Genomic DNA, 25009 nt, shown 5'->3' with positions numbered 1-25009 from the left:
ACATGCGGTGCGTGTTCTGGTCACGGGCGGCGCCGGATTCATCGGCTCGTGCTACGTCCGTGCGCTGCTGGACGGTGCGTACCCGGGCTACGAGGACGCCCAGGTCACCGTCGTGGACAAGCTGACCTACGCGGGCAATCGGGCCAACCTTCCGGAGCGGCACGAGAGGCTGCGGTTCGTGGTCGGCGACATCGCCGACCGGGAGGCCCTGCGGGCCGTGGTCGAGGGCCACGACGAGGTGGTGCACTTCGCGGCGGAGTCGCACGTGGACCGGTCGCTGCACGACGCGTCCGACTTCGTGCGGACCAATGTGGCGGGCACCCAGAGCCTCCTGGAGGCCTGCCTGCGGGCCGAGGTGCGGCGCGTCGTGCACGTCTCGACCGACGAGGTGTACGGCTCGATCGAGTCCGGCGAGTGGACGGAGTCCAGTCCCCTGCTGCCCAACTCCCCCTACGCCGCGACGAAGGCGAGCGGAGATCTGATCGCCCGCGCGTACTGGCGCAGCTACGGTCTGGACGTCCGCGTCACGCGGTGCAGCAACAACTACGGCCCGTACCAGCACGTCGAGAAGCTGATCCCGCTCTTCGTCACCAACCTGCTCAGCGGGCGGAGCGTGCCGCTGTACGGGGACGGCAGGAACGTACGGGAGTGGGTGCACGTGGAGGACCACTGCCGCGCGGTGCAGCTCGCCCTCACCGAGGGCAGGGCGGGAGAGGTGTACAACGTGGGCGGCACCCCGCTGTCGAACCGGGAGATCACCGGTCAGCTGCTCGAGCTGTGCGGAGCCGACTGGAGCCGGGTCCGGCCCGTCGAGGACCGCAAGGGGCACGACTTCCGGTACTCCGTCGACGACACGAAGATCCGGACCGTGCTGAGCCACCGTCCGAGGGTCTCCTTCCGGCAGGGCCTGGCCGAGGTGGTCCGGTGGTACCGGGAGAATCCGGGCTGGTGGCAGCCCCTGCGTACGTCCTGACGACCCGACCTCCCGGACAAGGAGCCCCGCCATGCCCCCGCTCGTATCCCTGCCCGAAGCGCTCGCGGCCTCCGGCTCGCCCGGCCTCGGCCGGCGGTTCACCGTCTCGGCGTCCGCGACCGACAGCCCGGTCACTCCGAACGCGGAGTTCGACGCCTGGTTCGCGCGGCACCGAAGAGCAAACCGGTTCAAAGTCACCCGGATCCCCTTCAGTGATCTTGTCGGCTGGCGATTCCGGGAAGGCGACGGGAATCTGGTCCACGACAGCGGAGGATTCTTTTCCGTCACCGGGCTGGAGGTGAACACCGACTGGCAGGACCGCGGCACCTGGTCGCAACCGATACTGGACCAGCCCGAGATCGGCGTACTCGGCATTGTCGTCAAAGAGTTCGACGGCGTACTGCACTGTCTGATGCAGGCGAAGATGGAGCCCGGAAACCCCGAAACCGTCCAGCTCTCACCCACCGTACAGGCGACCCGGAGCAACTACACCGGTGTACACGGTGGGCGCCGCACGGCCTACATCGAGTACTTCACAAGCCCGCGGCGAACGCTGCTGGTCGATTCCCTCCAATCCGAACAAGGTGCCTGGTTTCTGCAGAAGCGGAACCGGAACATGATCGTCGAAGTCACCGGTGACGTTCCGCCGCACGACAACTTCCGCTGGCTCACGATCGGGCAGATACACCGGGTCCTCGGTCAGGACAACGTAGTCAACATGGATACACGCACCATCCTGTCCTGTGTGCCTTTCGAGACACCCGACGGACTCATCCGGAACGAGGTGAACCCCGAGTACCGGGAATCCCTGGCGCGTTCGCTGTCGGGCCGGCACGGCTCGCTGCACAGCACCGGCGAACTCCTGGCCTGGCTGACCGACATCAAGGCACGGCACTCCTTCACCCGGCGCACACTGCCCCTGTCGAAGCTCGACGGCTGGTCGCACTCGGACGACGAGATCGCGCACGACGAGGGCAAGCACTTCAAGGTGATCGCCGCGGATGTGCGGGCCGACACCCGCGAGGTCACCCGGTGGACCCAGCCCCTGATCGCCCCCGTCGAGCGGGGCATCGCGGCCTTCGTGGCCCGGCCCATCGACGGGGTGCTGCATCTGCTGGTGCACGGGAAGGTCGAGTCGGGGAGCTTCGACACGTGCGAGCTGGCGCCCACGGTGCAGTGCCTGCCGGTCAACTACCAGGACCTCCCGGCCCACCGGCAGCCCCGCTATCTGGACCTGGTGCGCGACGCCGCCCCGGACGCGCTGCGCTTCGACGCCGTCCTGTCGGAGGAGGGCGGGCGCTTCCACCACGCGGACAACCGCTACCGGATCGTCGAGGTGGGTGAGGAGGTCCCGCCGCACGACGACCAGGACTACCACTGGATGACGGCCCATCAGCTGATGACGCTGGTGCAGCACAGCCGCTATCTGAACGTGCAGGCGCGAAGCCTGCTGGCGAGTCTGCACACCACGTGGTGAGCGCGGAAGCCCGGCCCGGGCCCGTCCGCGTGGGCGTACTGGGCTGCGCGGACATCGCGGTACGCCGGATGCTGCCCGCCCTGTCGAGCCAGCCGCTGGTCGACCTCGTCGCGGTCGCCAGCCGCGGCCTCGACAGGGCACGGGAGGTCGCCGGCCGCTTCGGCTGCGAGGCCGTCGAGGGGTACGCACGGCTGCTCGCCCGGCCCGACATCGACGCCGTGTACATCCCGCTCCCGACGGCACTGCACGCCGAGTGGGCCGTCCGGGCCCTGGAGTCGGGCAAGCACGTCCTGTGCGAGAAGCCGTGCGCCACCGGCCCGCGGGAGGCCGCGCAGGTGGTGAGGGCCGCGCGGGAACGCGGGCTGCTGGTGATGGAGAGCTTCATGTTCCTCCATCACCGGCAGCACGCACGCGTGCGCGAACTCGTCCGCGACGGGGCCATCGGCCGGCTTCGCGAGGTCACCGCCGTGTTCGGGATCCCGGCCGCGCCGCGCGGGGCGGCCGGGGAGGGGCACGCCCTCAGCAGCCTGCTGGAGACGGGTGTGTATCCGGTCCGGGCGGCCCGGCTGTTCGCCGGGGACGGTCTGGAGGTCGTCGGCGCCGCACTGACGCTCGACCCGGAGTCCGGACGGGACCTCGCGGGCAGCGCGCTGCTGCGGTCCCCGTCCGGCGTCCACGCGCGACTGGGGTTCGGCTGGGACCGCTTCTACCGGTGTACATACGAACTGTGGGGCAGTGAGGGCAGGCTGACGCTGGAGCGGGCGTTCACCACCCCGGACGCGCACCCTCCGGTCCTGCGGCTGGAACGGCAGTCGTCCGTCGAAGAGCTGACGCTGGCACCGGACCGGCAGTTCGTGAACATCGCCGGCGTCTTCGCCCGCACCGTGGCGAACGGGACGGGGTTCGAGGAGTACACCGATGACATTCTGCGGCAGGCGGCATTGGTGGACCGGATACGCCGGGCGGCGGCCCCCGGCAGCCGGTCCGGTACAGGTGAGCAGTCCCGGCATCGCATACCACTTGAGTTGTATCACCCTTGAGATAGCCCAGGAATCACGGATAATAGTTTCAAGTCGCACGGAAGACGATGAACGGAACTGACTTACGGCGGACCTGAAGAGGTGATCCGGGTCCCATTCCCAGCCACCTGGAAGGAACGGTAAGAAATTGCAGTTCAAGATTCTCGGCCCGATGGAAGTGCTGCACGACAACACAAAATGCACGCCGACCGCGCCCAAGGCACGGAACACCCTGGCACTCCTGTTGTCCCGCGCCAACCAGATCGTCGAGATACCCGCGCTCATCGACGAACTCTGGAGCGACAATCCGCCGCGCAGCGCCGTCACCACCGCGCAGACGTACATCTACCAACTGCGGAAGATGCTCTGCCGGACGGTCGGGGAGGAGGCGGCCGCCCGCCTCCTGATCACCCAGGCCCCCGGGTACGGGCTCCGCGTCGACGAGAACCGGATCGACGCGCGCGTCTTCGAGCGGTTGACCGCACAGGGCAAGCGCCTGCTGAACACGGGCCGCCCCGAGGAGGCGGCACGCCACCTGCGCGAAGCCCTGGCCTTGTGGCGCGGCCCCGCCCTGGCCGACGTCTGCACGGGAAGCAGACTCGAGGCGCACGTCGTCCAGCTGGAGGAAATGCGCTTGACCGCGCTCCAGTTGCGCGTGCAGGCCGACATCCGGCTGGGCCGGCACGCCGAGCTCGTACCCGAGCTTCGTTCGACGGTGGCGGGCCATCCGCTCAACGAATGGTTCCACGCCCAGCTGATCACGTGCCTGCGCCAGTCCGGGCGCAGGGGCGAAGCCCTCCAGGCCTATCAGTCCCTGCGACGGCTGCTGGACGCCGAGCTGGGACTCCAGCCGTCGCTGCCCCTCCAGCGCCTCCAGCAGCACCTGCTCAGCGACTCGCCGGACGGCGACGTATTCGCCCTCGACTTGAGCGTTTCGGCGTGAACCTGCCGTAGGTCCGCACACGAACGCCGAGTGCACCGGCAGCCGCCTTTACCCAGCTTCTCTGCGGCTCACCCTCCCCCCGAGTTGTCTTCAACACCTTTTTGCCTTGCCTTGCATGGCCCTTTTCCGTCCTCGCGCACTGACCGCGCTTGTCCGGAAACGATCTCCCTGTTACTTTCCAGGGGAGACTTCTCCATGTCCCGGGGAGTAAAGTCATGCAGAAGCCAGGAGAATGTCGACCACGTCTGCGTGCCACGCGCATGAGACCAACGGGGGGAAGCCGGTCGTATTCGCCCCTTACCTCTTCATGCGGCGTGCCGGGCCGCGCGGGTACGCTCTCCTATTTCGGTCATATGGATTACAGGAGGGCGAAAGGTTGACACGGGGGAACAGTCGCGTACATCCGACGGCGGCCACGCAGACCATAAGCGTGTTCGTCATGGATGTGAACGCCATATTCAGGGAAGGCCTGCGGACCGTCATAGCCCAGGACGAGGGCCTGAGCGTGGTCGGCCACGGCTCGGACGACGTGTCGGCGATGCTGGAGAGCATCGCCGACACCCGTCCCGACGTGGTCCTGCTGGGCCTGGAACGCATCACCGGTGGCACGGAGTCCGTCGTCGCGGACATCTTCCGCGCGGTACCGCGCACGGAGGTCATCGTGCTGGGGTGGGGCGTGGGGGCGGACCAGCTGGGGCCGCTGATGGCTCAGGGCGTGCGCGCGTATCTGCCCAAGGACGTTCCGCACCGCTACCTGCTCTCGACGATCTACATGAGCACCTTCGAGGACAGCAGGATGGTCTTCTCGTGGCCGCGCTCGGCCGCGGGGAAGCGCGGCGAACTCGCCGCCCTGTCCTCCCGGGAACGCGAGGTGGTCGAGCTCGTCGGCAGAGCCCTGACCAATGCGCAGATAGGGCGTCAACTGCGCATCTCCGAAGGCACGGTGAAACGGCATCTGCACAACATCTTCGTGAAGCTGCAAGCCGTTTCCCGGTTGGACGCCGTCAACAAGGCCGTCGAGCTGTCCCTCATCATGCTCGAGTGAACCGGCCCGTCACCTGCTGCGGGCCGTCACCGAGGAGGGTCGCCACGCCTCGGCGACTTCCATCACGTACCGCCCGTAGTCCGACGTGCCCAGGCGCTCGCCGAGCCGGTGACAGGCCTCCGCGTCGATGTAGCCCATGCGCAGGGCGATCTCCTCGAGGCAGGCGATCCGAACCCGCTGCCGGCTCTCCAGGATGCCGACGAACTGGCTCGCCGTGAGCAGCGCCTCGGGAGTACCGGTGTCCAGCCAGGTGAATCCCCGGCGCAGCTCGACCAGCCGGGCCCTGCCCTCGGCGAGATAGGTACGGTTCACATCGGTGATCTCCAGCTCTCCGCGCTCCGACGGCCTGATGTTCTTGGCGATGTCCACCACGTCGTGGCTGTAGAAGTAGAGTCCGGTGATGGCACGGTTGGAGCGCGGGACGGCCGGCTTCTCCTCGATCGAGACGAGCCGTCCGTGGTCGTCGACCTCGCCGACGCCGTAGCGCTCGGGATCACTGACCTGGTAGCTGAACAGGACGCAGCCGTCCACGTCGCGTGCGTTCTTCTGGAGCAGTGGCGAGAGCCCCGGGCCGTGGAAGAGGTTGTCGCCCAGGACCAGGGCCACACAGTCGCCGCCGATGTGGTCCGCGCCGATGAGGAACGCCTCCGCCAGCCCGTTGGGACGCTCCTGCGCCGCGTAGCCGAACGTGAGGCCCCACTCGCTGCCGTCGCCGAGCAGTCGCTGGAACTGCGGGAGGTCCGCGGGGGTGGAGATGATCAGGATGTCGGTGATGCCGGACAGCATGAGCACCGAGAGCGGGTAGTAGATGGTGGGTTTGTCGTAGACCGGCATCAGTTGCTTGGAGACCGCGAGCGTCGTCGGGTACAACCGCGTGCCACTGCCTCCCGCCAGGATGATCCCTTTCATGTTCTCCGTCCGTTCCGATGGAGTGAGCACCGGACTGAAGCCCATCACCCCGCTCTCGCGGGGCCTTCGAGCGGATGTCGAAGGGGCGTTGCGAGAGTGCGTCGCGCCCGTCCCCTCACCACATGGGAGTTGCGTTGCGTGTACTCGTCATGGTCAGTCCGGTGCCCACGCATCTGGCACCGGTCGTTCCGCTCGCCTGGGCACTGCGTTCCGCGGGGCACGAGGTCCTCGTCGCCTGTCAGCCGGATGTGGTGGTGACGGCACGGCTGGCGGGTTTCGGTGTCGCGGTCGTGGGTGACGCCTACGACGACATCGGCAGGCGCCGACGCGAGGCGCCGCCCGCCGGGGCCGGGGCCGGCGCCGGCCCCGGCTCCGCGGCGGACGCGGGCGGCCCGCCCTGGCCGATGCTGGCGCGCAAGTGGCGCGAGCGGATCGACCGGGTGCTGGGCCCCTACCTGGCCGTGGCCCGGCGCTGGCGGCCGGATCTGATCGTGGCCGATCCGCTGGAGCTGGCGGCGCCTCTGGTCGCCGGTGAACTCGGGATCCGGTACGTCCACCACCGTTGGGGGGTGGACGCGTTCGGCGACGAGCGGTGGGGGCACGCGCGGCGGGCGCTGTCCGAGGTGTCCGGCGCCCGGCCGGGCGACGGTCCGCCCGCGCCCTCGGCGGTGCTCGATCCGTGCCCGCCCCGTCTGCAGGAGCCGGGCCTGAGCCGTGGCGCGGGGATCCGGTTCGTACCGTTCAACGGCAGCGGGAGCCGGCCCGGGCTCGCCCCGCCGCGCGGCGCCCGGATCTGCGTGTGCTTCGGCACCAGGACGGTCGCGCTGGGCGGCGCCGACGTCGTACGGCGAACGCTTCGGGCGCTGACCGGGCCGGGGGCGTCTGCGGAGGTGGTGGTGGCGGGCGCGGACGCCGAGTGGGGTGAACTTCCGGACGGGGTACGGGTCCTGGGGTCGACGCCGCTGCATCTGTTCCTCTCGGAGTGCTCGCTGGTGGTGCACCACGGCGGTGCGGGAACCACGCTCACCGCCACGTCCTTCGGGCTGCCCCAGCTGGTGCTGCCGCAGGCCCCGTATCTGGTCGAGCACGGCCGGCGGCTGGCCGACTGCGGCGCGGGCGCGATGCTGGCCGACGGTGAGCAGGGTGCGGAGGACATCCGCGGCGCCGTCGCGGACCTACTGTCCCGCCCCGGCCCGGCGCGGGCCGCACGCGAACTGGCACGGGAGATGGCCGCGATGCCGGCACCCGGCAGTTGGGTGGCTCCGCTGGAGGAACTCGCGGGCCGCACGGCGGGGTGAGATCCGGACCCGAGGGAGTCCCGCGAGAGCGGGGCGGGTGCGGGGCGGGTGCGGGTGCGGAAATCCGGCCGAGCGGAGAGGAGCACGCGGTGTCGCGGGCTTCCTCTCCGCTCGGCCTCCTCGCACGGGCCGGCGCGGCCGGGGGATCGCCGTCGCCTGCCCGCGGGTCGGTCGGCCGGGGCTCAGGCTTCCCCGGAGCCGGTCCCCTCGGCCTTGCCCGCGCCGGGGTCGGGTTTCGCCTCGGCCCAGTTCGGCTCCGCGCTGTGCATCGTCTCCTTCACGAGGAAGGAGAGCGCGACGGCGATCACCGAGACGGCGGCCGCCGAGAGGTACATGACCCGGTTGGCCGAGACGAACGCGTCCACGACCGTCTCCCGCACCGCCTCGGGCAGTTGCTGGACGGACCCGAGGTTCGACACGTTCCCGCCGAGTTGGTCCCGCACCTCCTGCGGCAGCCGGGAGTTGAAGGCCGAGTTGAGCAGGACGCCGAGCAGGGCGGTGCCCAGTGCCTGTCCCATCCGGCCCATGAACCGCACCGAGGTGGTGGCCACGCCGAGTTGGTGGGCCTCGACGGAGTTCTGCACCGCGAGGACCGACACCTGCATGAGTCCGCCGAGCCCCGAGCCGAGCAGGAACAGATCGACCGCGATCACCCACGACGGAGTGTGTGTGCCGAGGGTGCCCAGGAGCGCGAGGGCCAGCGTGCACAGCACGTTTCCGAGCACCAGCACCATGCGGTAGCGGCCGAACCGGGAGATCCACATGCCGCCGGAGGTCGAGAAGAGCACCAGGCCGACCGCCAGGGGCACGGTGAACAGGGACGAGCTGGTGGGCGTGTGCGCCTGCGCGATCTGCATGTACGTGGCCAGGTAGACGGGCGCGGACATGACGGCGAGCCCCGTGACGATTTGCAGCGGGGTGACCGTGCGGTAGACCGGGTTGCGGAACAGCGACAGCGGCAGGATCGGTGCCGGCGTGCGCCGTTCCCACCAGATGAACAGGGCGGTCAGCAGGACGCCGCCGAGGCCCATGACGAGGATCAGCGGCGAGTTCCACGCGTACTTCGTGCCGCCCCAGTCCGTGACCAGCAGGATGACGCTCGCGGCCGCCGCGATCAGCACCGCACCGAGGATGTCGACCGGCTCGCGGCGTCGCCGGCCGGCGGGCAGGTGGAGCGCGTACAGCATGATCGCCAGTGCCGCGAGGCCGAGCGGCAGGTTGATGTAGAACAGTCCGCGCCAGGAGAGGTGTTCACTGACCACGCCGCCGAGCAGCGGACCCGCGACGCTTCCGCCGCCGATGATCGCGCCGCCGAGGCCGGACCTGCGTGCGCGGTCCTTGGGCGGCGAGATCATCGCGACGATCACCAGTGTCACGCCGACGAGACCGCCCGCGCCGAGGCCCTGGACGCCCCGGAAGACGATCAGCTGGGTCATGCTCTGGGCGGTTCCGCAGAGCATCGAACCGGCCAGGAACAGGCTGGTGGCGAACAGGAAGACGCGCTTGGGGCCGAAGACGTCGCTCAGCTTGCCGTAGAGCGGCTGGGTGGCGGTCGAGGCCAGCAGGTAGACGGTGAACAGCCAGGGCAGCATGCGCAGGCCCTGCTGCGGATCCAGGTCCCGGGCGATCGTCCAGGCGGCGCTGCCGACGATGGTCTGGTCGAGGCTGGCCAGCAGCAGGGTGCCGAGCGCGCTGGCCGAGACCCATTTGATCATCCTCGGCGACATCGTCCTCGGCCCGTCGGGCGTCTGCTTCGCCGTCGTGGTGGTCGGACCGCTCATCTCTGTGGATGCTCCTCGTTCGTCGGTGATGGCGCGGCCCGGCACGGCGCCGCTCGTCCGGGACCACCCTGCGACGCCGACCTGAGCCGGCGCTGACACGGAGCTGAGCCGGCCGTTCGCACGGCCGCACCGCGAGAGGAGCGGCATCGGGCGGCGGGCGGGACGGGCTTGCTCTATAGAAGTTCTAGATATATCTTCATGGCATCCAGGGCATTCCTGAAGTTCGAGCGAACAGACAGGTGGAACCATGAGTGACGCAGAGATCCCCCCTACCGCCGAACCCGCCTCCGTGCGCGCCGTCGAGCCGGTGTCACCGCGTGCCGAGGCCGCGTTCGCACCCGTGCCGTCCATGCCGGCGGCCCCCGTCGCCCTGCCGGCCGTCGCCCCGGCCGCCGCCGTCACGGCGGTGCGCGCCCACAAGGCCGGGCGCGGCGACATCAGGAACGCGGCCCTCACCCTCCTCGCGGAGCAGCCGGCCAACGGGTACCAGGTCATCCAGTACATCGCCGAGCGCAGCCACGGCTCCTGGCGGCCGAGTCCGGGCGCGGTCTATCCCGCCCTCCAGGGCCTGGAGCAGGACGGGCTCGCCGAACAGGTGGAGGGCTCCGGTCGCAAGAGCTACCGGCTGACCGACGCCGGGCGCGAGCACGTGGCGGAGCACCGTGCCCAGCTCGACACCCTGTGGGACAACCTGGCCGACGCCGTCGACGACCGTGCCGTGGAGATCAACACCCTGTGCGAACACGTCGTCACCGCCGTACGCCACGTGCTGCACGACGCCGACGACGAGCGCTACGACCGGACGCGCCAGGTTCTCCTCGACGCGCGGCGTTCGCTCTACCGGCTGCTCGCCGAGCAGGACGACTGAGTACGGACGACACGAGGCGGTCCGCTGCGGCGGGCCGCCTCGACCGCGTTCCCAGCGAGGCTCGAACGACGGCTTCGACGATGGGTGGCCCAAGCCTGCCGCAGTCCGTCGCTGAGGGAGATCCTCGATGCGTGTCCTGTTCATGAGTACGCCGGTGTCCACCCACTTCGCGCCGTCGATCCCGCTCGCCTGGGCGCTGCGCGCGGCGGGCCACGAGGTGCTGGTCGCCGGGCAGCCGGACATCGTGGGTACGGCCCACGGGGCCGGACTGTGCACCGCGGTCGTCGGCGAGTACTTCGACGCGCTGGAGCCGCTCACCTCCGGCCTTCCCGACGGCAAGCGGCCGATCGAGGTGGGACGCACCCGGGTGCGGGACGGGCACTGGGAGGCGGTCAACAAGATCTGGCTGATCCACTGCCGCTACATGGTCTCTCAGTACCTGGCGCTGGCCAGGGAGTGGCGGCCCGACCTCATCGTCGCGGACCCGCTGGAGTTCAGCGCGCTCATCGTCGGCGGGGTCCTCGGGATACCGACGGTCAACCGCCGCTGGGGCATCGACCCGGCCGGATTCCCCGGGCAGGAGATGGCCCGCAGGACGATGGGGACCATGCTCGGCCGCCTCGGTCTCGACGGCCTGCCCGAGCCCGCGCTGGTCATCGACCCCTGCCCGCCGAGCCTCCAGGTCCCGGAGGCGCCGCCGAGCCGGGGCATGCGGTACGTGCCCTTCAACGGCAGCGGCACGCTGCCCGACTGGGCGAAGGAGGAGCCGCACGGTCGGCGCCGGGTCTGTGTGACGTTCGGGCGGCTGACCGCGGCGCTGAACGGCATCCCCCTGTTCCGGGCCACCGCCGAGGCCGCCGGGGAGTGCGAGGACGTGGAGACGATCCTGACGCTCGAGCCGGAGTTCCAGGACGAGCTGGGCCCGGTCCCGCCGTCCGTACGGGTGGTGGGCCCGGCCCCGCTCAACCTCTTCCTCGGCACCTGCGACGCGGTCGTGCACCACGGCGGGGCCAGTTCGACGCTCACCGCCTCGGCGTTCGGGCTGCCGCAGCTGGTGCTGCCCGGCATCACCGACACGTTCGTCGTGGCCGACCGTGTCGAGGCCGTCGGCGCGGGCCGCCAGCTCGACGAGGCGGAGACACAGAACGACCCGGCCGCGATCCACGCGGCGCTGCGTGCCCTGCTCGACGAGCCGGGCTACACCAAGAGCGCCCATCAGCTGCGCGACGAGATCGCGTCCATGACGACCCCGGCCGGTCTGGTGCCCGTACTCGAAGAACTGGCGGGCTGATCCGATGCGGGTGCTGTTCGCGGCCGTTTCGGTGACCAGCCATCTCCTGCCGATGGTGCCGCTGGCCGGAGCACTGCGCGCGGCCGGCCACGAGGTCCTCCTGGCGGGCCAGCCCGATCTGCTGCCCGAGGCCGAGGCCGCGGGGTTCGTCACCGCCGCCGTGGGCAGCGCGCGGCTGGAGGAGGATCGGCGACGCCGGATGGCCCGAGTGGCGCAGCAGCAGGCGGCCCTTCCCGGCGGAACCTGGCAGCCGACCTGGGACCAGCTCGCCGCACGCTGGCGCGAGCGGGTCGACGGTGTGCTCGGCGACCACCTCGAGATCGGGCGGTGGTGGCGCCCCGATCTGATCGTGACGGACCCCCTGGAGTTCAGCGCGCGCATCCTCGGCGGAGCACTCGGCGTACCCGTGGTGGTGCACCGCTGGGGACCGGAGACCATGTCCACCGAGGCGGCCGAACCGGCCCGGCGGGCGCTGGCGGACCTCTGTGAGCGCGCCGGTGTCCCCGCCGGCCTCGGTGATCCGGCGCTGGTGATCGACCCCTGCCCGCCCGGCTTGCAGTTCCCCGAGGCGGCGCCGGCCCGGGCGGTGCGGCACGTGCCGTTCAACGGCGCCGGCTCCGTGCCGGACTGGGCGCGCCGGGCCACCGGTGATCGGCGCCGCGTCTGTGTGTCCCTCGGGAGCATGCCCGCCCACCTCGGCGGTCTGTCCCTGCTGCGTACCGTCGCCTCGGCGGTGGCCGGACTCGACCGGGTCGAGGCGGTCGTCCCCCTCGGGCCGGAGCTGCGCGAACAGGTCGGCGAACTGCCCGACACCGTACGGGTGGTGGACCCGGCACCGCTCCATCTCTTCCTGGACGGCTGCGCCGCCGTGATCCACCACGGCGGTTCCGGCACGGCGCTCACGGCGATCGCCCACGGCCTGCCCCAGCTGGTGCTGCCCCAGTTCAATCCCGCCCTGGCGATGTGCGGGGAGCGGGTGGCGGCGACGGGCGTCGGCCTGAACCTGGCGGCGGACACGCGGCCCGGCCCGGCGGCGGTCGCCACGGCTCTGCGCACCCTCCTCGACGACCCCGGCCCGCGCATCCGCACGGCGGCGGTGCGCCGGGACATGGCCGGCCAGCCGACGCCGGCGGACCTCGTCCCGCACCTCGAGTCCCTGGCGGCCGGCGGCACACGACGGCCGGCGGCAAGGACCGGCTGACGCACGGCGGCGCGCCGGGATCGCTCAGGGCTCGCGGTCCTCGCACGCGGCCGACACCAGAAGGGCGACCGCGGCCCGCCGGCCCGTCACCGCGCCACGACGGTGCGCGGCACCGTACGCACCCTCGCCCAGCAGGCGGCGCACGGCCTCGGCGACACGGATCGCGTCGGGGCCGGCGTCCCGGGACCCGGAGCGCACGGCGGCCGCCGTGCCCAGGATGTACGCCGCCTGTTCGGGGCGGCCCTCGGCCAGCTCCACCTCCGCGAGGAGCTCGGCCAGCCGGGCGGCGATGCCGGGCTCCGGGGCCGTCGGCAGTGCCGTGACCGCTTCGGCGAATCGCCGGCGGGCACCCCGCGGCCGGCCCTCGGCGGCCTCGACCGAGCCCAGGGAGGCAAGGAGCAGGGCACGTACCTGGTCGGGGCGCTGCCCGGTCTCCGCGAACTCGGCGAGCGCCCCTTCGAGCAGCTGCCGTGCCCGGTCCGTGCGCCCCGACCAACGGGCGACGTCGCTCAACGCCTGGTGGGCATAGGCGCGTTGCTCCCGTGACCCGAGCTCGTCCGCCAGCTCGAGTGCCCGGCGCAGTTCGGCCTCGGCCGGCCCCAGGTCGCCCTCGTGGGCCCGCTCGGTGGCCAGCCGGACCATCAGCAGCGGCTGATCCTCCCGGTCGCCCAGCTCGGCGACGAGCCGGAGCGCCTCCTCCAGCGCGGCGATCGCCGCACGCCGGTCGCCGCGCGCGCTCTGCGACTCGGCCGACGCCACCAGCACCTGCGCGGTGCCCCACCGCTCGCCGACGCCGCGGAACAGCTCCGCCGCGATCGCGTAGTCCGCCGCCGCCCTCTCGGCCTCGCCGAGCGTCATCTCGATCTGTCCCCGGTGCAGATGGGCGAGGGCGCGTACCCAGGGATCGGCGTCCTGCGAACGGCGTCTGACCGACTCCAGGACGGAGCCGTCACCGCTCAGCATGCCGGCGATGGGCTCGAACAGACCGAGCGCGGGGTGCGAGAAGGGCGTACCCGCCCGCTCCAGCTCATCGATCAGTTCGTGCGCCTCGGCGATGCGGGCCCGCAGGCTCTCGGGCTCACCGCCCTCCCCGGCCAGCTGGGGCACGGCGGTCAGGAGCGCGAGGGCCCGTGCGGCCGGCGGCGCCCCGGCGGGATCGAGGGCCAGGGCACGCTCGGCCCAGTGCACCCCCTCCCGCCGGTAGCCGTGCAGGAACCAGTACCAGCCGAGCGCGGCGACCAGCCGGATGGCGATCTCGCCCCGGTCGTGTTCCACCGCCCAGTTCAGCGCGGCCGAGAACTCGTCGTGCTCACAGGTCAGGCGCCGCAGCCAGGCGATCTGCTCGTGCCGTCGCAGATGCGGTTCGGCCTCCTCCGCGACCGCGAGGAAGTACTCGGCGTGGCGGCTCTGCGTCCACTCGGGCCGGTCCGTGGCCCGGAGTTTGGCCAGGGCGAACAGCCGGACCGTCTCCAGCATGCGGTAGCGCGGTTCGCCGTCCACCTCGGTGACGGTCAGGAACGACTTGTCGACCAGCCCTGCCAGCAGTTCGAACACCTCGTGGCCGCGGACCAGCGGCGACCGGGCGTCCCGGTCGTCGGCGGCCACCCGCTCCACCGCGCCGAGGAACGCGCCGCTGCGGAACACCGCGAACCGGGCGGCCAGTTCGCGTTCCCCCGTGCTGAGCAGGTCCCAGCTCCAGTCGACGACGGCGTGCAGCGTCCGCTGGCGGGGCAGCGCCGTCCTGCTGCCCGCGGACAGCAGGACGAACCGGTCGTCGAGGCGGGAGCGGATCTGCTCCAGCGACATCGAACGGATACGGGTCGCGGCCAGTTCGATCGCCAGCGGCAGGCCGTCCAGGGCCCGGCAGATGTCGAGGACCACCGCGACGTTCTCCCGGGTGACCCGGAACGACGGCCGGCCGGCCGCCGCGCGCTCGCCGAAGAGCTGGATCACCGGGCTGGCCAGGACGGCTTCGGGGAGCGTCGTCCGGTCCGGCAGGGGCAGCGGAAGCACCTGGATCAGCTGCTCGCCCACGATGCCGAGCGGTTCCCTGCTGGTCGCCAGGACCCGCAGCCGCGGACACTCGGCCAGCAGCGCGTCGACCAGTGCGGCGACGCTGTCGACGACCTGCTCGCAGTTGTCCAGCACCAGCAGCAGCCGCTTGTCCCGCAGGGCCTGGGTCAGCCGTCCGACGGGGTCGCTCGCGCCGCCGACCGGGCCCGCGATCAGTCCGCCGGCCCGGAGCCCCAGCGTCGTGACGACCGTCCGGGGCACGTCCGAGGAGTCGATCACCGAGGCCAGTTCGACCAGCCAGGTCCCGTCGGGCATGTCCTGGGTCAGCCGGGCCGCCGACTCCGCGGCGAGCCGTGTCTTGCCCGCACCGCCCGGTCCCACCAGGGTGAGCAGCCGGGACCGGCCGAACAGCCGGCCGATCTCCGCCATCTCCTGCTCCCGGCCCACGAACCGGCTGACCTGGGCCCGCAGGTTCGTCCGCGGGCGGCCCGCGGGTGCCGCGGCCCGGTGCCGTACCGGCTCGGTCTGGCCGCGCACCACCGCGAGGTGCGCCTCGGCCAGGTCCTGTCCCGGATCAACGCCCAGCTCCCGGGCGAGCAGGCGGCGGGCCTCCTCGTACACGGCCAGGGCGTCGGCCTGCCGCCCCGCTGCGGACAGGGACCGCATGAGCTGGGCGCGCATGCGTTCCCTGAGCGGATGGACGGCCACGAGCGTCTCCAGCTCGGGCACCAGATCGGGCCCGGCTCCCGCGGCGAGGTCGGCTTCGACGCGGTCCTCGGTGACGACGAGCCTCAGCTCGGTGAGCCGGTTGCGGTGCAGCCGGGCGAACGCGGCCTCCCCGAAGTCCTCCAGGGCCTCTCCGCGCCACAGGTCGAGGGCGCCGCGCAGGACGGCCGAGGCCTCGGCGTCGTCGTCGCCGACCAGCGCCCGGCCGCGGGCCGCCAGTTCCTCGAACCGCCGTGCGTCGAGGGCCTGCGGCGGGACGGCGAGCCGGTAGGCGCGGGGCCGGGACTCGACGAGGCCCTCCGGCAGCGTCCGGCGCAGCCGCGAGACCAGCACCTGGAGTGCGTTCGGCGCTCCCGCGGGCCGGTCCTCCTCGTCCCAGAGTTCGCCGATCAGCCGCTCGCTGGGGACCGGCCGGCCGGCCGCCAGGGCGAGCAGCACGACCAGTGCGCGCAGCCGTGTCCCCGGCACGCCGACCGGGGTGCCGTCGTCGGTCCAGACCTCGAGTCCGCCCAGAATGTTGATGCGTACGCTGCTCACCACAGGATGATTGTGCAGGCCGGCCGGACCGCGGCGGACGCCCGGTGGGCAAGGGGCCGGTTCCGGCACGCGAGTTCAGACCGTCGTGCTCAGCCCCGCCTCCAGGGCGAGGCACTCCTCGTAGGTGGGCAGCAGGCCCGCCGCGGCGGTCTCGGCCAGGCTCAGGGCGGAGGCGTCCTTGTCCGACATGAGCGGTTTTTCGGTGAGCCCCCAGGGGATCCCGAGTTCCGGGTCGAGCGCGTTGATGTCCACCTGGCTGCCGGGGACGAACTCGGACGAGCACAGGTAGCAGACGCACGCGTCGTCGGTCAGGGCCAGGAAGCCGTGCCCGAGCCCCTCGGGGAGATACACGGCGGCTCCCGATTCGGCGTCGAGCCGCGTCATGTCGTACACGCCGAACGTGGGGGAACCCAGCCTGGTGTCGACCACGACGTCGAGCACCGCGCCGCGCACACAGGTCACCACCTTCGCCTGGCCCGGTGGAGTGACCGTGCCGTGGATGCCTCGGAGGGTGCCGCGCCGCGAACTGGAGAAGTTGACCTGGGCCACCGAGAACGGGCGCCCCGTCGCCTCGATCACCTGACTGTGCCGGTGCAGCTCGAAGAACGACCCGCGGCTGTCGGAAAGCTGGTGCGGTGTGATCCGCCACGCACGCGGCACCGCGAGTTCACGAACGTCCATAGTGCGCCGACCGTAGGGGGCCACGCTCGATTCTCGGTTGAGCCGGCGCCGAGCGCCCCCGGGACCACCGAGCGTGGACACAGGCTTGAGGCGGGACACGGAGCATGGTCCGCGCGCCGAGGCCGGTCACCGCGCGGTGACGCGGATCCGGGCGCACAGGCAGCGGGTTGCGGAGGTTCCCCATGTTCGGCAGCGCCGAGGACCAGTACGTCACGCCGGGTGGCTCCGGTCGCGCCAGAGTGGTCGTGCTGGGCGGAACGGGTTTCGTCGGAAGGCATGTGTGCGCCGCACTCCTGAGCGAGGGCGAGGGCGAGGGCAAGGGCAAGGGCCCGGACGTGGTCGCCGTGTCACGGCGGCCCGGGCCGCCCCCCTCCGGCCCGCGCCCGCTCGCACTCGACCTGTGCAGGACCCCGCCGGCCGAGCTGGCGGACGCGCTCACCGGGGACCGGCCCACGCTGGTGGTGAACGCCGCCGGCGCGGTGTGGGCGGCCACCGAGGAGCACATGGTCGCCGCCAACACCGAACTGGTACGGCGGCTGGTCGACGCGCTGCGCCGCGCCAGGCGGCCGGTCCGGCTGGTCCACCTCGGCTCGGTGAACGAGTACACGCCGTCGGCGGACGGGCGGCCGGTCGACGAAGGGACGCCGACCCGGCCCACCACCGCATACGGGCGGACCAAGCTGGCGGGCACCGAGCTGGTGCTGGAAGCGGCGCGGCGCGGAGACATCGACGCGCTCGTGCTGCGGATGGCGAACGTCGCCGGACCCGGCTCACCTCCCGCCAGCCTGCTGGGCCGGGTGGCCCACCAGCTCCGCCTGGCGTGCGCCGAAGGGCGGACCGCCGAGATCCGGCTCAAACCGCTGCGCGCCGAGCGGGACTTCATCGACGCCCAGGACGCCGTCGGCGCCGTGCTCACCGCCGCCCGCTCCGACGTGGGCGGACGGGTACTCAACATCGGCAGCGGCGAGGCCGTCCCGGTGCGCTCGCTGGTCGACCTGCTGATCAAGGTGAGCGGGGTGGCGGCTCACGTCGTCGAAGAGCCGGAGCAGGGCGCCGGGGACGGGCCGCCGGAGCGGCTGGAGGTGGACATCCGGCTGGCCCGCGAGCTTCTGGGCTGGACGCCGCGGCGCCGTCTGGAGGACGCCGTGGCCGATCAATGGCGCGATCTCTCCGAGGCGTCGGGGCACTGAGCCGGGCCCGGCCGGACCGCCGGCCGCACGTCCCACTCGCCGGTCCCGCTCCGCACCCGGAGGGGACGTCGCACACATCGAACACCGAGGGGAAAGAAGGCACATGCGCGTACTGTTCGCCACTTGGACGGGATCCTCGCACCTGTTCCCGATGGTTCCGCTGGCCTGGGCCGCACGGGCGGCCGGGCACGAGGTACGGATCGCGGCACCGCCCTCCTGCACGGAGTCGGTCGGCGGTGCCGGGCTGACGGCGGTACCGGTGGGCCGGGACGTCTCGGGCGAGGAGATGGCCCGGCGCACCGAGGGGCTCGGCGCCTGGCTGGGCGAGACGGCGCCGTGGCCGCGGGACTGGGCGCGCTCGCCGGAGACACAGGGCCCCGAGGTCGCCGCCGTGTACACCGCCCTGGCGGAGAAGCAGCTCGTGGTCGCCGACGCGCTGGTCGACGACCTGCTCGCCTTCGCCAGGGCCTGGCGCCCGGACGTCATCGTGCACGACACCGTGTGCTACGCCGCGGCCGTGGTGGGCGCGGTACTCGGCCTCCCTACGTTCAGTCACATGTTCGGCTCTCCGATGATCACCCGCAACGAACTGGAGGGCATGACGGGCGACCCGCTGCCGGGCTACACGGCCCTGTTCGAGCGGTTCGGCGCCCGGCCCCCGGAGGGTCCCACGGGGTGGATCGATCCCTGTCCTCCGCAGCTTCAGTGGCCGGCCGCCGTGGAGCGCACATCCGTCCGTTTCGTGCCGTACAACGGCAGCGGCGGAGTGGAGCCGACGTGGCTGCGCGAACCTCACAGCAGGCCGCGGGTCTGCCTCACCTGGGGGGTGACCGCCGCCCAGGTCCGCCCGGAACGGATGCCGCCGACCTTCGAACGCACCCTCAAGGTGCTCTCCGCACTGGACGCGGAGGTCGTCCTCGCCGTCGGTGCCGCCCACCGGGAGCTGCTCGGCGATCTGCCGCCGGGCGTCCGTGTGGCCGAGTCCGTGCCGCTGTCGCTCCTGCTGCCGGGCTGCGACGCACTGATCCACCACGGTGGTACGGGCACCGGGCTGACCGCGCTGGCGGCCGGGGTGCCGCAGCTCATGTTCCCGCTCGCGCCGGTGCTGGCCGCCTTCGCGGAACGGGTCGACGCGGCGGGCGCCGGCGTCATGCTCGACCCCGCGGACAGCAGCGACGTGGAGGGGATCGAGGCGGCGCTGCGCACCCTGCTGTCGGAGGCGGGCCGCACACGGACCACCGCCGTCCGTACGGCGATGGAAGCCCTGCCCTCCCCGGCCGGCCTGGTTCCGCTCCTCGAGCGGGCGGCCGGCGGCCGTTGAGCCGCTCTCACCGCCGCGGCATCCGTACCCGCCCCGCACGACGACGTCGGCCTCCAGGACCACGACCCGGTCCTGGAGGCCGACCTCGCGCACCGGCCCGAAGCCACCGGTGGCAGCCCTGCTCCGGCTACGCGGCCACGCACTCCAGCACGGTCCACTCCCCCGTCGCCGGTTCCCCGGTGAGCCGGAAGCCCGTGGCCGCCAGCAGCCGCCGCCACTCCTGGAGATTGCGTTCCCTGCCGCCCATGATCACCATCATGTCGATGTCCAGAAACTTCGCCGGGTCCCAGGTGTTCATCGGCGCCACCACCTGTTCCAGGATCAGCAGCCGCGCGCCGGAGTCACCGACGGCGGCGCGGACCCGGCGCAGAATGGTCTCCGCCGCGTCGTCGGGCCAGTCGTGCAGGACCGTCTTGAGCACATAGGTGTCGCAGCCGGTGGGAAGGTCGTCGGTGAAGAAGTCGCCGCCGACGACGTCGACCCGGTCGGCGACCGCGCGCTCACGGAGCAGCGCGTGCGCCTCGGTCACCACCGACGGCCGGTCGAAGAGCACACCGGTCGCCTCCGGATACCGCTTCAGCAGCGACGCCAGGAAGTAGCCGCGCCCGCCGCCGACGTCGGCGATCCGGGACGGCCTGCCGAAGTCGTGGCGCTCCAGATAGTGCCGGCCGAGGCGGCGGCTGATCCCGGTCATCGCCGCGTCGAAGGTGTGCAGCGCCTGTGTGTCCTGCTCCAGGTACTCCCAGAACGACATGCCGTGCACATGGTCGAAGCCCGGCTTCCCGGTGCGGACGCTGTGCCCGATTCCGGTGAACGCGCGGTTGAACCGCTCCGAGCCGTCCAGCAGCACCGCGTCGCGGACATTGTCCGGAAGGTCGCCGCGCAGCCCCTCGGCCAGTTCGGTCAGGGCGAAGACCTCCGGCTCGGTCTCCTGGAACAGGCCGATGAGCACGGCGAACCGGAGCAGCCGGTAGAGCGGGGTGGCCTGGCACCCGGCCGTTTCGGCGATGTCCCGTACGTGCCGCGGTCCCCCGGCCAGCTGTCCGGCGACGTCGAGTTCGGCCAACGTGTGGATGACCGCGGTGAACCGCTGTCCGTTGGCCAGCAGCATCAGCTTCTCCCGGGGGGCCAGCGGTACTCCGCCGGCGGGCGTCAGCAGCTCCACGGGGGTCGGCTCAGACATCCTTGGGCACTCCGTCCATGAGGTGGGTGGTGAAGGCACCGGCGACGGAACCGAACTGGAGGACCGCGTGGCCCACCGCGCAGTTCACGTCCCGCCAGGCGCGCTGGACCGGGTCGGACGCGGTCTGCGACCGTGCGCCCCCGATGCGGAAGAGCCGGTCGACCGCTCCACCGAGCAGCTCCGCCGCGAAGGCGAAGTCCCTGGGCGAGCGGACCCGTTCGAAGGCGCCGGCCGTCCCGCTGTCGGCGGCCTCCGCCGCGCGCTCCAGCAGCAACTGCGCGGCGTCGATCTCGGCTCCGGCCCGCGCCAGCGCCGTATGGACCGCCGGGTTGGCCCGCGCCGGTTTTCCGGTGATCTCCGTCTTGGCCGCCAGCCGTGCCGCCGACGACCGCAGTGCCCCGCGCGCCGCGCCGAGCACGGGCGCGACGAAGGTCAGACCGTTGACGAGTTTGAAGGGGACGCGCGTGCGGGCCGCCTCCTGCGCCCCGGCGCCGTTCATCAACTCGGCCTGGGGGAACGACAGGTGATCGGGCACGAACACGTCGTCCAGGACCACCGCGTTGCTTCCGGTGCCGCACAGACCGACGTTGGCCCAGGTGTCCAGGATCCGGTAGTGCGTGCGGGGAACCATGAAGAACCGGTACTCCGGGCCGGGTGCCATGGCGCCGAGCAGGGTCCAGGAGGCGTGGTCGACGCCGCTCGCGAAGGCCCACCGGCCGCTGAGCCGGTGGCCTCCGTCGGCCTGCGTCACCGCACCGGACGGCGCGATGGATCCCGCGAACAGTTCGTCGGGTCCCCCGCCCCAGATCTCCTGCCGCCCCGGCTCGGGCAGATGGGAGACCATGCGGCCGAGGATGGCGTGCACCGCCGCGTTCCAGGCGGTCGAGGCACAGCTCTCGCCGACCTCGGCGACGGCACGGAGCAGGGTGCCGAAGGTCCCTTCCGTGCCGCCCCACCGGGCGGGTACGAGATGGCGGGCGAAGCCCGCGGCCCGCAGCGCCTCGACGACCTCGTCGGGCAGCCGGCGCGCTTGCTCGGTCCGTTCGGCGAACCGTGCCGCGACGGTCCCGAGTTCGGCCGTCCGCGGGGCGGGGCCGGCGTCCAGGGGGGCGGTGTGTGCGGCGGCGGTCATCCGAGTCCTCTCGCGGACGTACTGGTGGCGGGCGACGGGGCGTTCTCCCGACGTGCCGGTGACGGAGGTCGGCTGCCCGCCCTCCCAGGCCCGCCCGAGCCGCCGGACGCCGCCAGCTCCTCGAGCCGCCGCACGTGATCGGCCGGGCTCGGCTGGGCGCGTTGCTCGTCGCGCAGTTCGGCGGCGCCCCGGGCGTACGCGGCGTCGTCGAGCAGGTCCAGGAGCGCGCCGCGCAGCGCCTTGGTGCCGGCCGCGGGATCCGCGGTCAGTTCGGACCGCAGGAGATGGCGTGCGGCCCCCAGTCGCTCCAGCCGGTCGCCGGTCATCATCTGCTCGGGGCGGGGCGAGACGATCAGCTGCGGAGTGCCGGACCAGACGGCGGTCATGGTGGTCCCGCCGCCGCCCTGGTGGACCACCGCCGCGCAGGACGGCAGCAGCAGATGGAGCGGGAGTGCCTCCACGACGCGTACGTCCGCGGTGGCGGCGCCCAGGCGGTCGCGCTGCGCGGCCGAGAGCGCGAAGACGACCTCCGCGTCCAGACCGGACACCGCCTCGGCCACCTGGTCGAAGATGCCGGTGTCGCCGTCCGCCTGGATGCGTCCCGTCGTGATGCCCCAGGTGACGCAGACGCGTCGGCGTCCGGCCGGAACACGCAGCCAGTCGGGGCAGCCGCCGGGGCCGTTGTAGGGCACGAAGCGGGTGGTGAGCCGGGGCTCGGGCGAGGGGAGGCCCATCCGGGGCGGGCACGGGTCGATCCACAGGTCCGGTTCGGGTTTCGGCGCCACACCGAACCGTTCGAAGAGAGCGGTGAAGTCCGCCGCGAGCTCCCCGGTGAGCGGGTCCCGCTGGTGCCGCGGGATCGCGATGTTGCCCCACAGGGTGGCCGCGGTCGGTACGCCGAGCACGGCGCCGGCCACGAGTCCGGCGAAGGTGACCGCGTCGTGCACGACGAGGTCGGGCCGCCACTCGCGGGCGAAGTCCAGCACGCCGTCCACCATGGCCGCGGCCATGGCCGTCTGCTTGTGCCCCAGGGCGGTGTACATCTCGCGCTGTGCCGGACTGAGCAGCTCGGGCCGGTCGTACCAGTCGGACGTCCAGCGCTGCTGGTGGTGCCAGGAGTTCAGCGCGGGCGCCGTGGACATGCCGACGAGGTCGGCGTCGTCCCGGACGGTTACCGGGCACAGGCCGGCCCGGCTCACGGCGTCGGTCAGCCCGGGACCGACGGCGACCCGCACCTCGTGTCCCGCGGCCTGAAGGGCCCAGCCGAGCGGAACCATGGGGAACAGATGTGACGGCCATGCCCACGTGGTGAGCAGTACGCGCAAGATCATCACCTCGGAGTGAGGGGTCGAAGTCGGCTGCCGCGATGCTTCCCGCACGGCTTCGACGTCCGGCCGAGGAACGGTCGAGGTGCCCGTTCACCTTCGAACCAGGTTCGAGACCCGGTCGCCATGCTGCGTACGCCGCCGTGCCTGCGTGGCCGGTGGGGGTGACGACTCAGGAGGGCCTCGGATGGACATGGGACTGGGCGACCGCACCGTACTGGTGACCGGCGGGAGCAAGGGGATCGGGCTCGCGGTGGCTCGGGCGTACTCCGCCGAGGGCGCGCGGGTGGCGCTCACCTACCGGTCGGACGAGGAGGCGGCCGCCCGGGCCGCGGCCGAACTGGGCGCGGCCGACGGCCGCGCCTGCCATCTGCGCTACGCGCTGGACGAGCCGGGCTCGCCGGAGACCGTCGTCGACGAGGTGTGCGCCCGGTGGGGCGGACTCGACGTCCTGGTGGCCAACGCCCTGGTACGCCCGCGGCGCCGGACGCCGAACGAGCGGTTCGAGGACCTGCCGCCGGCCGAGTGGGAGCCGCTGCTGAGTGGAAACGTCGCCGGGACCGTGCGCACCACGCAGCTGGCGCTGGCCCGGATGCGCAAGCAGGGGTGGGGGCGCATCGTCTTCGTGTCCTCCCATGTCGCGGTCGACGGCAAGCCGCGCCAGGAGATCTACGGCGCCGCGAAGATGGCACTGCACGGACTGATGCGGAGCATGGCGTGGGACGCGGGCCGCGACGGCGTGCTGGTGAACGTCGTCAGCCCCGGACTGACCCTGACGGAAGGCGTCCGCACCGTACTGCCGGGTGAGGTACGGGAGGAGGAGCGCAGGATGACGCCGACGGGCCGGCTGAGCCGCCCCGAGGAGATCGCCGCCGCCGTGACGTTCCTGGGCTCCGCGGCCAACGGCAACATCTCGGGACAGGTACTCACCGTGGCGGGCGGCCGCTGACCCACGGCCCGCCGGCGCCCCCGTTCAGTGCGCGGGCATCCGGAGTATCTCGACCACCGCGGCGGTGCAGGTGTAGCCCGCGCCGCCGCCGAACAGCAGCACCCGGTCGCCGGGCTGGACCAACGCGTTCTCCACGAGGTGGGCGAGCCCCGCGTACTGGTCGCCCGCACCGACATGGCCCGTGGTGCGCCCGTACGCCCAGGAGGTGCGCTCGTCCGGCAGGCCGAGCAGGTCGTGCAGCTCGTGGCCGGTGCCCCGCCGGGAAACCGGGATGACCGCGTGGGCGATGTCCTCGATGGCGGTGCCGGCGTCCTCGAGGGCCTGCGTCTTCGCCGCCACCAGCAGGTCGATGTAGCGGTGGGTGAGGTCGGGCAGGTCCGCGAGCTCCGCGCCGCGGACCGTCCGCGTGCCCAGGTCGGCCACCGGTGACGGCTCGACCGGGTGCGGGGCGAACGGCTCGTCGCCCCGTGCCAGGATCTCCAGCGAGTTGTCCACACCCGTGGCCGTGGACAGCACCCGGGCGAAGCCGTCGCGCGTCGACAGCACCAGCGCGGCGGCGCCGTCGCCGTACATCGTCACGTCGACGCTGTTCCAGCGGTCGATGCGCGGGCCGGCGAAGCGGTCACCCGTGGTGAGCAGGGCGGCGTGTCCGGCACCGATGCCCGACCCGAGGTAGGCCCCGGCCAGCTCGATGGCTCCCATCCCGCCGTTGCAGCGCTGGGCCAGGCCGAAGGCCGGCACATGGCGTCCGACGGCCTCGTGGGCGACGTAACTGGCCGCCGGCCACAGGTCGATGCCCTGGAACCACAGCGAGCTGTGCAGCACCAGGGAGACGTCGGCCGGGTCGACGTCCCCGCGGCCGAGCGCCGCACGGGCCGCTCGCGCCGCCATCCGCGGCGGGGCGTCCTCCTCGGCGTCGGACGCCACCGTGACCGACTCGATCCCGCGCAGCTTGCTCCGCGCCGGATCCAGCAGACCGGCCATGACCGCGTCCTGGGCGGTGCTGAGGGGCGGCAGCCAGGCTGCCACGCCGGACACGAACAGGTTTTCCCAACGCATGGAGACCTCTCCCGGTTCGGGGGTGGGGTGACGTCCCGCCACCCTGGCACCGTCGCCTTGAGCACCCGTCGAGAAGCGCCCGTCCCCT

At 72.2% G+C, this 25009-nt stretch carries 20 protein-coding genes; 12 read left to right on the top strand and 8 right to left on the bottom strand.

The window, feature by feature from the left end:
* Positions 1 to 7: 7 nt before the first annotated feature.
* The 5 genes from rfbB (at position 8) to B9W62_RS31995 (ending at position 5457) form a co-directional block, all read left to right on the top strand.
* Positions 8 to 973, top strand: coding sequence for a dTDP-glucose 4,6-dehydratase (gene rfbB, locus B9W62_RS32015; RefSeq protein ID WP_087810409.1), 966 nt, complete (start codon positions 8 to 10; stop codon positions 971 to 973).
* 31 nt (positions 974 to 1004) lie between these two features.
* The gene (locus B9W62_RS32010; RefSeq protein ID WP_087810408.1) at positions 1005 to 2450 is read left to right on the top strand and encodes an NDP-hexose 2,3-dehydratase family protein; all 1446 of its coding nucleotides are present in this window, start codon (positions 1005 to 1007) and stop codon (positions 2448 to 2450) included.
* Positions 2447 to 3490, top strand: a complete 1044-nt coding sequence (locus B9W62_RS32005; RefSeq protein WP_256976643.1) for a Gfo/Idh/MocA family protein — start codon at positions 2447 to 2449, stop codon at positions 3488 to 3490. The genes B9W62_RS32010 and B9W62_RS32005 overlap by 4 nt, the downstream gene beginning before the upstream one ends.
* 127 nt (positions 3491 to 3617) lie before the next feature.
* Positions 3618 to 4412 carry an AfsR/SARP family transcriptional regulator gene (locus B9W62_RS32000; RefSeq protein ID WP_256976642.1) on the top strand — a complete coding sequence of 265 codons (795 nt, stop codon included), beginning with the start codon at positions 3618 to 3620 and terminating at the stop codon, positions 4410 to 4412.
* A gap of 439 nt (positions 4413 to 4851) precedes the next feature.
* Positions 4852 to 5457 (top strand): response regulator transcription factor, encoded by a 606-nt coding sequence (locus B9W62_RS31995; protein WP_179235780.1) that lies wholly within the window; start codon positions 4852 to 4854, stop codon positions 5455 to 5457.
* Positions 5458 to 5466: 9 nt separating this feature from the next.
* Here B9W62_RS31995 and rfbA read toward each other — a convergent pair whose 3' ends face one another.
* Complete coding sequence (gene rfbA / locus B9W62_RS31990; RefSeq protein WP_087810406.1) at positions 5467 to 6366, bottom strand: glucose-1-phosphate thymidylyltransferase RfbA; 900 nt, start codon at positions 6364 to 6366, stop codon at positions 5467 to 5469.
* 161 nt (positions 6367 to 6527) lie between these two features.
* On the opposite strand from rfbA, the gene B9W62_RS31985 reads away from it, so the two are divergent.
* Positions 6528 to 7664, top strand: coding sequence for a nucleotide disphospho-sugar-binding domain-containing protein (locus B9W62_RS31985; protein ID WP_179235779.1), 1137 nt, complete (start codon positions 6528 to 6530; stop codon positions 7662 to 7664).
* Between the two features lie 182 nt (positions 7665 to 7846).
* On the opposite strand, the gene B9W62_RS31980 is transcribed toward B9W62_RS31985, so the two are convergent.
* The gene (locus B9W62_RS31980) at positions 7847 to 9445 is read right to left on the bottom strand and encodes an MFS transporter (RefSeq protein WP_160166063.1); all 1599 of its coding nucleotides are present in this window, start codon (positions 9443 to 9445) and stop codon (positions 7847 to 7849) included.
* Between the two features lie 247 nt (positions 9446 to 9692).
* On the opposite strand from B9W62_RS31980, the gene B9W62_RS31975 reads away from it, so the two are divergent.
* The 3 genes from B9W62_RS31975 (at position 9693) to B9W62_RS31965 (ending at position 12805) form a co-directional block, all read left to right on the top strand.
* Entirely contained in the window at positions 9693 to 10313 is a 621-nt protein-coding gene (locus B9W62_RS31975) for a PadR family transcriptional regulator (protein WP_143665485.1), read from the top strand.
* Positions 10314 to 10440: 127 nt separating this feature from the next.
* Complete coding sequence (locus B9W62_RS31970) at positions 10441 to 11604, top strand: nucleotide disphospho-sugar-binding domain-containing protein (RefSeq protein WP_087810403.1); 1164 nt, start codon at positions 10441 to 10443, stop codon at positions 11602 to 11604.
* Between the two features lie 4 nt (positions 11605 to 11608).
* Entirely contained in the window at positions 11609 to 12805 is a 1197-nt protein-coding gene (locus tag B9W62_RS31965; protein WP_087810402.1) for a nucleotide disphospho-sugar-binding domain-containing protein, read from the top strand.
* A gap of 24 nt (positions 12806 to 12829) precedes the next feature.
* Here B9W62_RS31965 and B9W62_RS31960 read toward each other — a convergent pair whose 3' ends face one another.
* Together B9W62_RS31960 and B9W62_RS31955 are read right to left on the bottom strand one after the other, a co-directional pair.
* Positions 12830 to 16081 (bottom strand): ATP-binding protein, encoded by a 3252-nt coding sequence (locus tag B9W62_RS31960; protein ID WP_179235778.1) that lies wholly within the window; start codon positions 16079 to 16081, stop codon positions 12830 to 12832.
* Positions 16082 to 16156: 75 nt separating this feature from the next.
* Entirely contained in the window at positions 16157 to 16762 is a 606-nt protein-coding gene (locus B9W62_RS31955; protein WP_087810400.1) for a dTDP-4-dehydrorhamnose 3,5-epimerase family protein, read from the bottom strand.
* Positions 16763 to 16944: 182 nt separating this feature from the next.
* Here B9W62_RS31955 and B9W62_RS31950 point away from each other — a divergent pair, with 182 nt between their 5' ends.
* Positions 16945 to 17952, top strand: coding sequence for an NAD-dependent epimerase/dehydratase family protein (locus B9W62_RS31950; protein WP_218781995.1), 1008 nt, complete (start codon positions 16945 to 16947; stop codon positions 17950 to 17952).
* Positions 17953 to 18055: 103 nt separating this feature from the next.
* Positions 18056 to 19273: a nucleotide disphospho-sugar-binding domain-containing protein gene (locus B9W62_RS31945; RefSeq protein ID WP_087810399.1), complete on the top strand. Its 1218-nt coding sequence runs from the start codon at positions 18056 to 18058 to the stop codon at positions 19271 to 19273.
* 127 nt (positions 19274 to 19400) lie between these two features.
* Here the strand turns inward: B9W62_RS31945 and B9W62_RS31940 are convergent, their stop codons facing one another.
* From B9W62_RS31940 to B9W62_RS31930, 3 genes are read right to left on the bottom strand one after another with little or no spacing between them, the layout of a single operon-like run.
* On the bottom strand, positions 19401 to 20456 hold the full coding sequence (locus B9W62_RS31940; RefSeq protein WP_087810398.1) for a methyltransferase: 1056 nt from the start codon (positions 20454 to 20456) through the stop codon (positions 19401 to 19403).
* Positions 20449 to 21588, bottom strand: coding sequence for an acyl-CoA dehydrogenase family protein (locus B9W62_RS31935; RefSeq protein ID WP_087810397.1), 1140 nt, complete (start codon positions 21586 to 21588; stop codon positions 20449 to 20451). Before B9W62_RS31935 ends, B9W62_RS31940 begins: the two co-directional genes overlap by 8 nt.
* A complete protein-coding gene (locus tag B9W62_RS31930; protein WP_179235777.1) occupies positions 21585 to 22913 on the bottom strand; it encodes a nucleotide disphospho-sugar-binding domain-containing protein in 1329 nt (442 codons plus the stop codon). The genes B9W62_RS31935 and B9W62_RS31930 overlap by 4 nt, the downstream gene beginning before the upstream one ends.
* A gap of 187 nt (positions 22914 to 23100) precedes the next feature.
* Between B9W62_RS31930 and B9W62_RS31925 the strand changes: the two genes are divergently transcribed.
* Positions 23101 to 23862: an SDR family NAD(P)-dependent oxidoreductase gene (locus B9W62_RS31925; RefSeq protein WP_087810395.1), complete on the top strand. Its 762-nt coding sequence runs from the start codon at positions 23101 to 23103 to the stop codon at positions 23860 to 23862.
* A 24-nt stretch (positions 23863 to 23886) separates the two neighbouring features.
* Here the strand turns inward: B9W62_RS31925 and B9W62_RS31920 are convergent, their stop codons facing one another.
* Positions 23887 to 24921, bottom strand: a complete 1035-nt coding sequence (locus tag B9W62_RS31920; protein WP_087810394.1) for a ketoacyl-ACP synthase III family protein — start codon at positions 24919 to 24921, stop codon at positions 23887 to 23889.
* Positions 24922 to 25009: the final 88 nt, after the last annotated feature.

Origin of the sequence: Streptomyces sp. CS113, from assembly GCF_002188365.1 — a bacterium.
GTDB classification, from domain to species: Bacteria; Actinomycetota; Actinomycetes; order Streptomycetales; family Streptomycetaceae; genus Streptomyces; species Streptomyces tendae.
Note: the sequence above shows the minus strand (reverse complement) of the source record. Positions and strands in the feature narration are given on the sequence as shown.

Excerpts from the sequence above, each read along its gene's own strand:
- B9W62_RS32010 (WP_087810408.1), top strand. The coding sequence starts at position 1,005 with ATGCCCCCGCTCGTATCCCTGCCCGAAGCGCTCGCGGCCTCCGGCTCG.
- B9W62_RS31995 (WP_179235780.1), top strand. The coding sequence starts at position 4,852 with ATGGATGTGAACGCCATATTCAGGGAAGGCCTGCGGACCGTCATAGCC.
- rfbA (WP_087810406.1), bottom strand. The coding sequence starts at position 6,366 with ATGAAAGGGATCATCCTGGCGGGAGGCAGTGGCACGCGGTTGTACCCG.
- B9W62_RS31980 (WP_160166063.1), bottom strand. The coding sequence starts at position 9,445 with ATGAGCGGTCCGACCACCACGACGGCGAAGCAGACGCCCGACGGGCCG.
- B9W62_RS31975 (WP_143665485.1), top strand. The coding sequence starts at position 9,693 with ATGAGTGACGCAGAGATCCCCCCTACCGCCGAACCCGCCTCCGTGCGC.
- B9W62_RS31970 (WP_087810403.1), top strand. The coding sequence starts at position 10,441 with ATGCGTGTCCTGTTCATGAGTACGCCGGTGTCCACCCACTTCGCGCCG.
- B9W62_RS31965 (WP_087810402.1), top strand. The coding sequence starts at position 11,609 with ATGCGGGTGCTGTTCGCGGCCGTTTCGGTGACCAGCCATCTCCTGCCG.
- B9W62_RS31955 (WP_087810400.1), bottom strand. The coding sequence starts at position 16,762 with ATGGACGTTCGTGAACTCGCGGTGCCGCGTGCGTGGCGGATCACACCG.
- B9W62_RS31950 (WP_218781995.1), top strand. The coding sequence starts at position 16,945 with ATGTTCGGCAGCGCCGAGGACCAGTACGTCACGCCGGGTGGCTCCGGT.
- B9W62_RS31945 (WP_087810399.1), top strand. The coding sequence starts at position 18,056 with ATGCGCGTACTGTTCGCCACTTGGACGGGATCCTCGCACCTGTTCCCG.
- B9W62_RS31940 (WP_087810398.1), bottom strand. The coding sequence starts at position 20,456 with ATGTCTGAGCCGACCCCCGTGGAGCTGCTGACGCCCGCCGGCGGAGTA.
- B9W62_RS31935 (WP_087810397.1), bottom strand. The coding sequence starts at position 21,588 with ATGACCGCCGCCGCACACACCGCCCCCCTGGACGCCGGCCCCGCCCCG.
- B9W62_RS31925 (WP_087810395.1), top strand. The coding sequence starts at position 23,101 with ATGGACATGGGACTGGGCGACCGCACCGTACTGGTGACCGGCGGGAGC.
- B9W62_RS31920 (WP_087810394.1), bottom strand. The coding sequence starts at position 24,921 with ATGCGTTGGGAAAACCTGTTCGTGTCCGGCGTGGCAGCCTGGCTGCCG.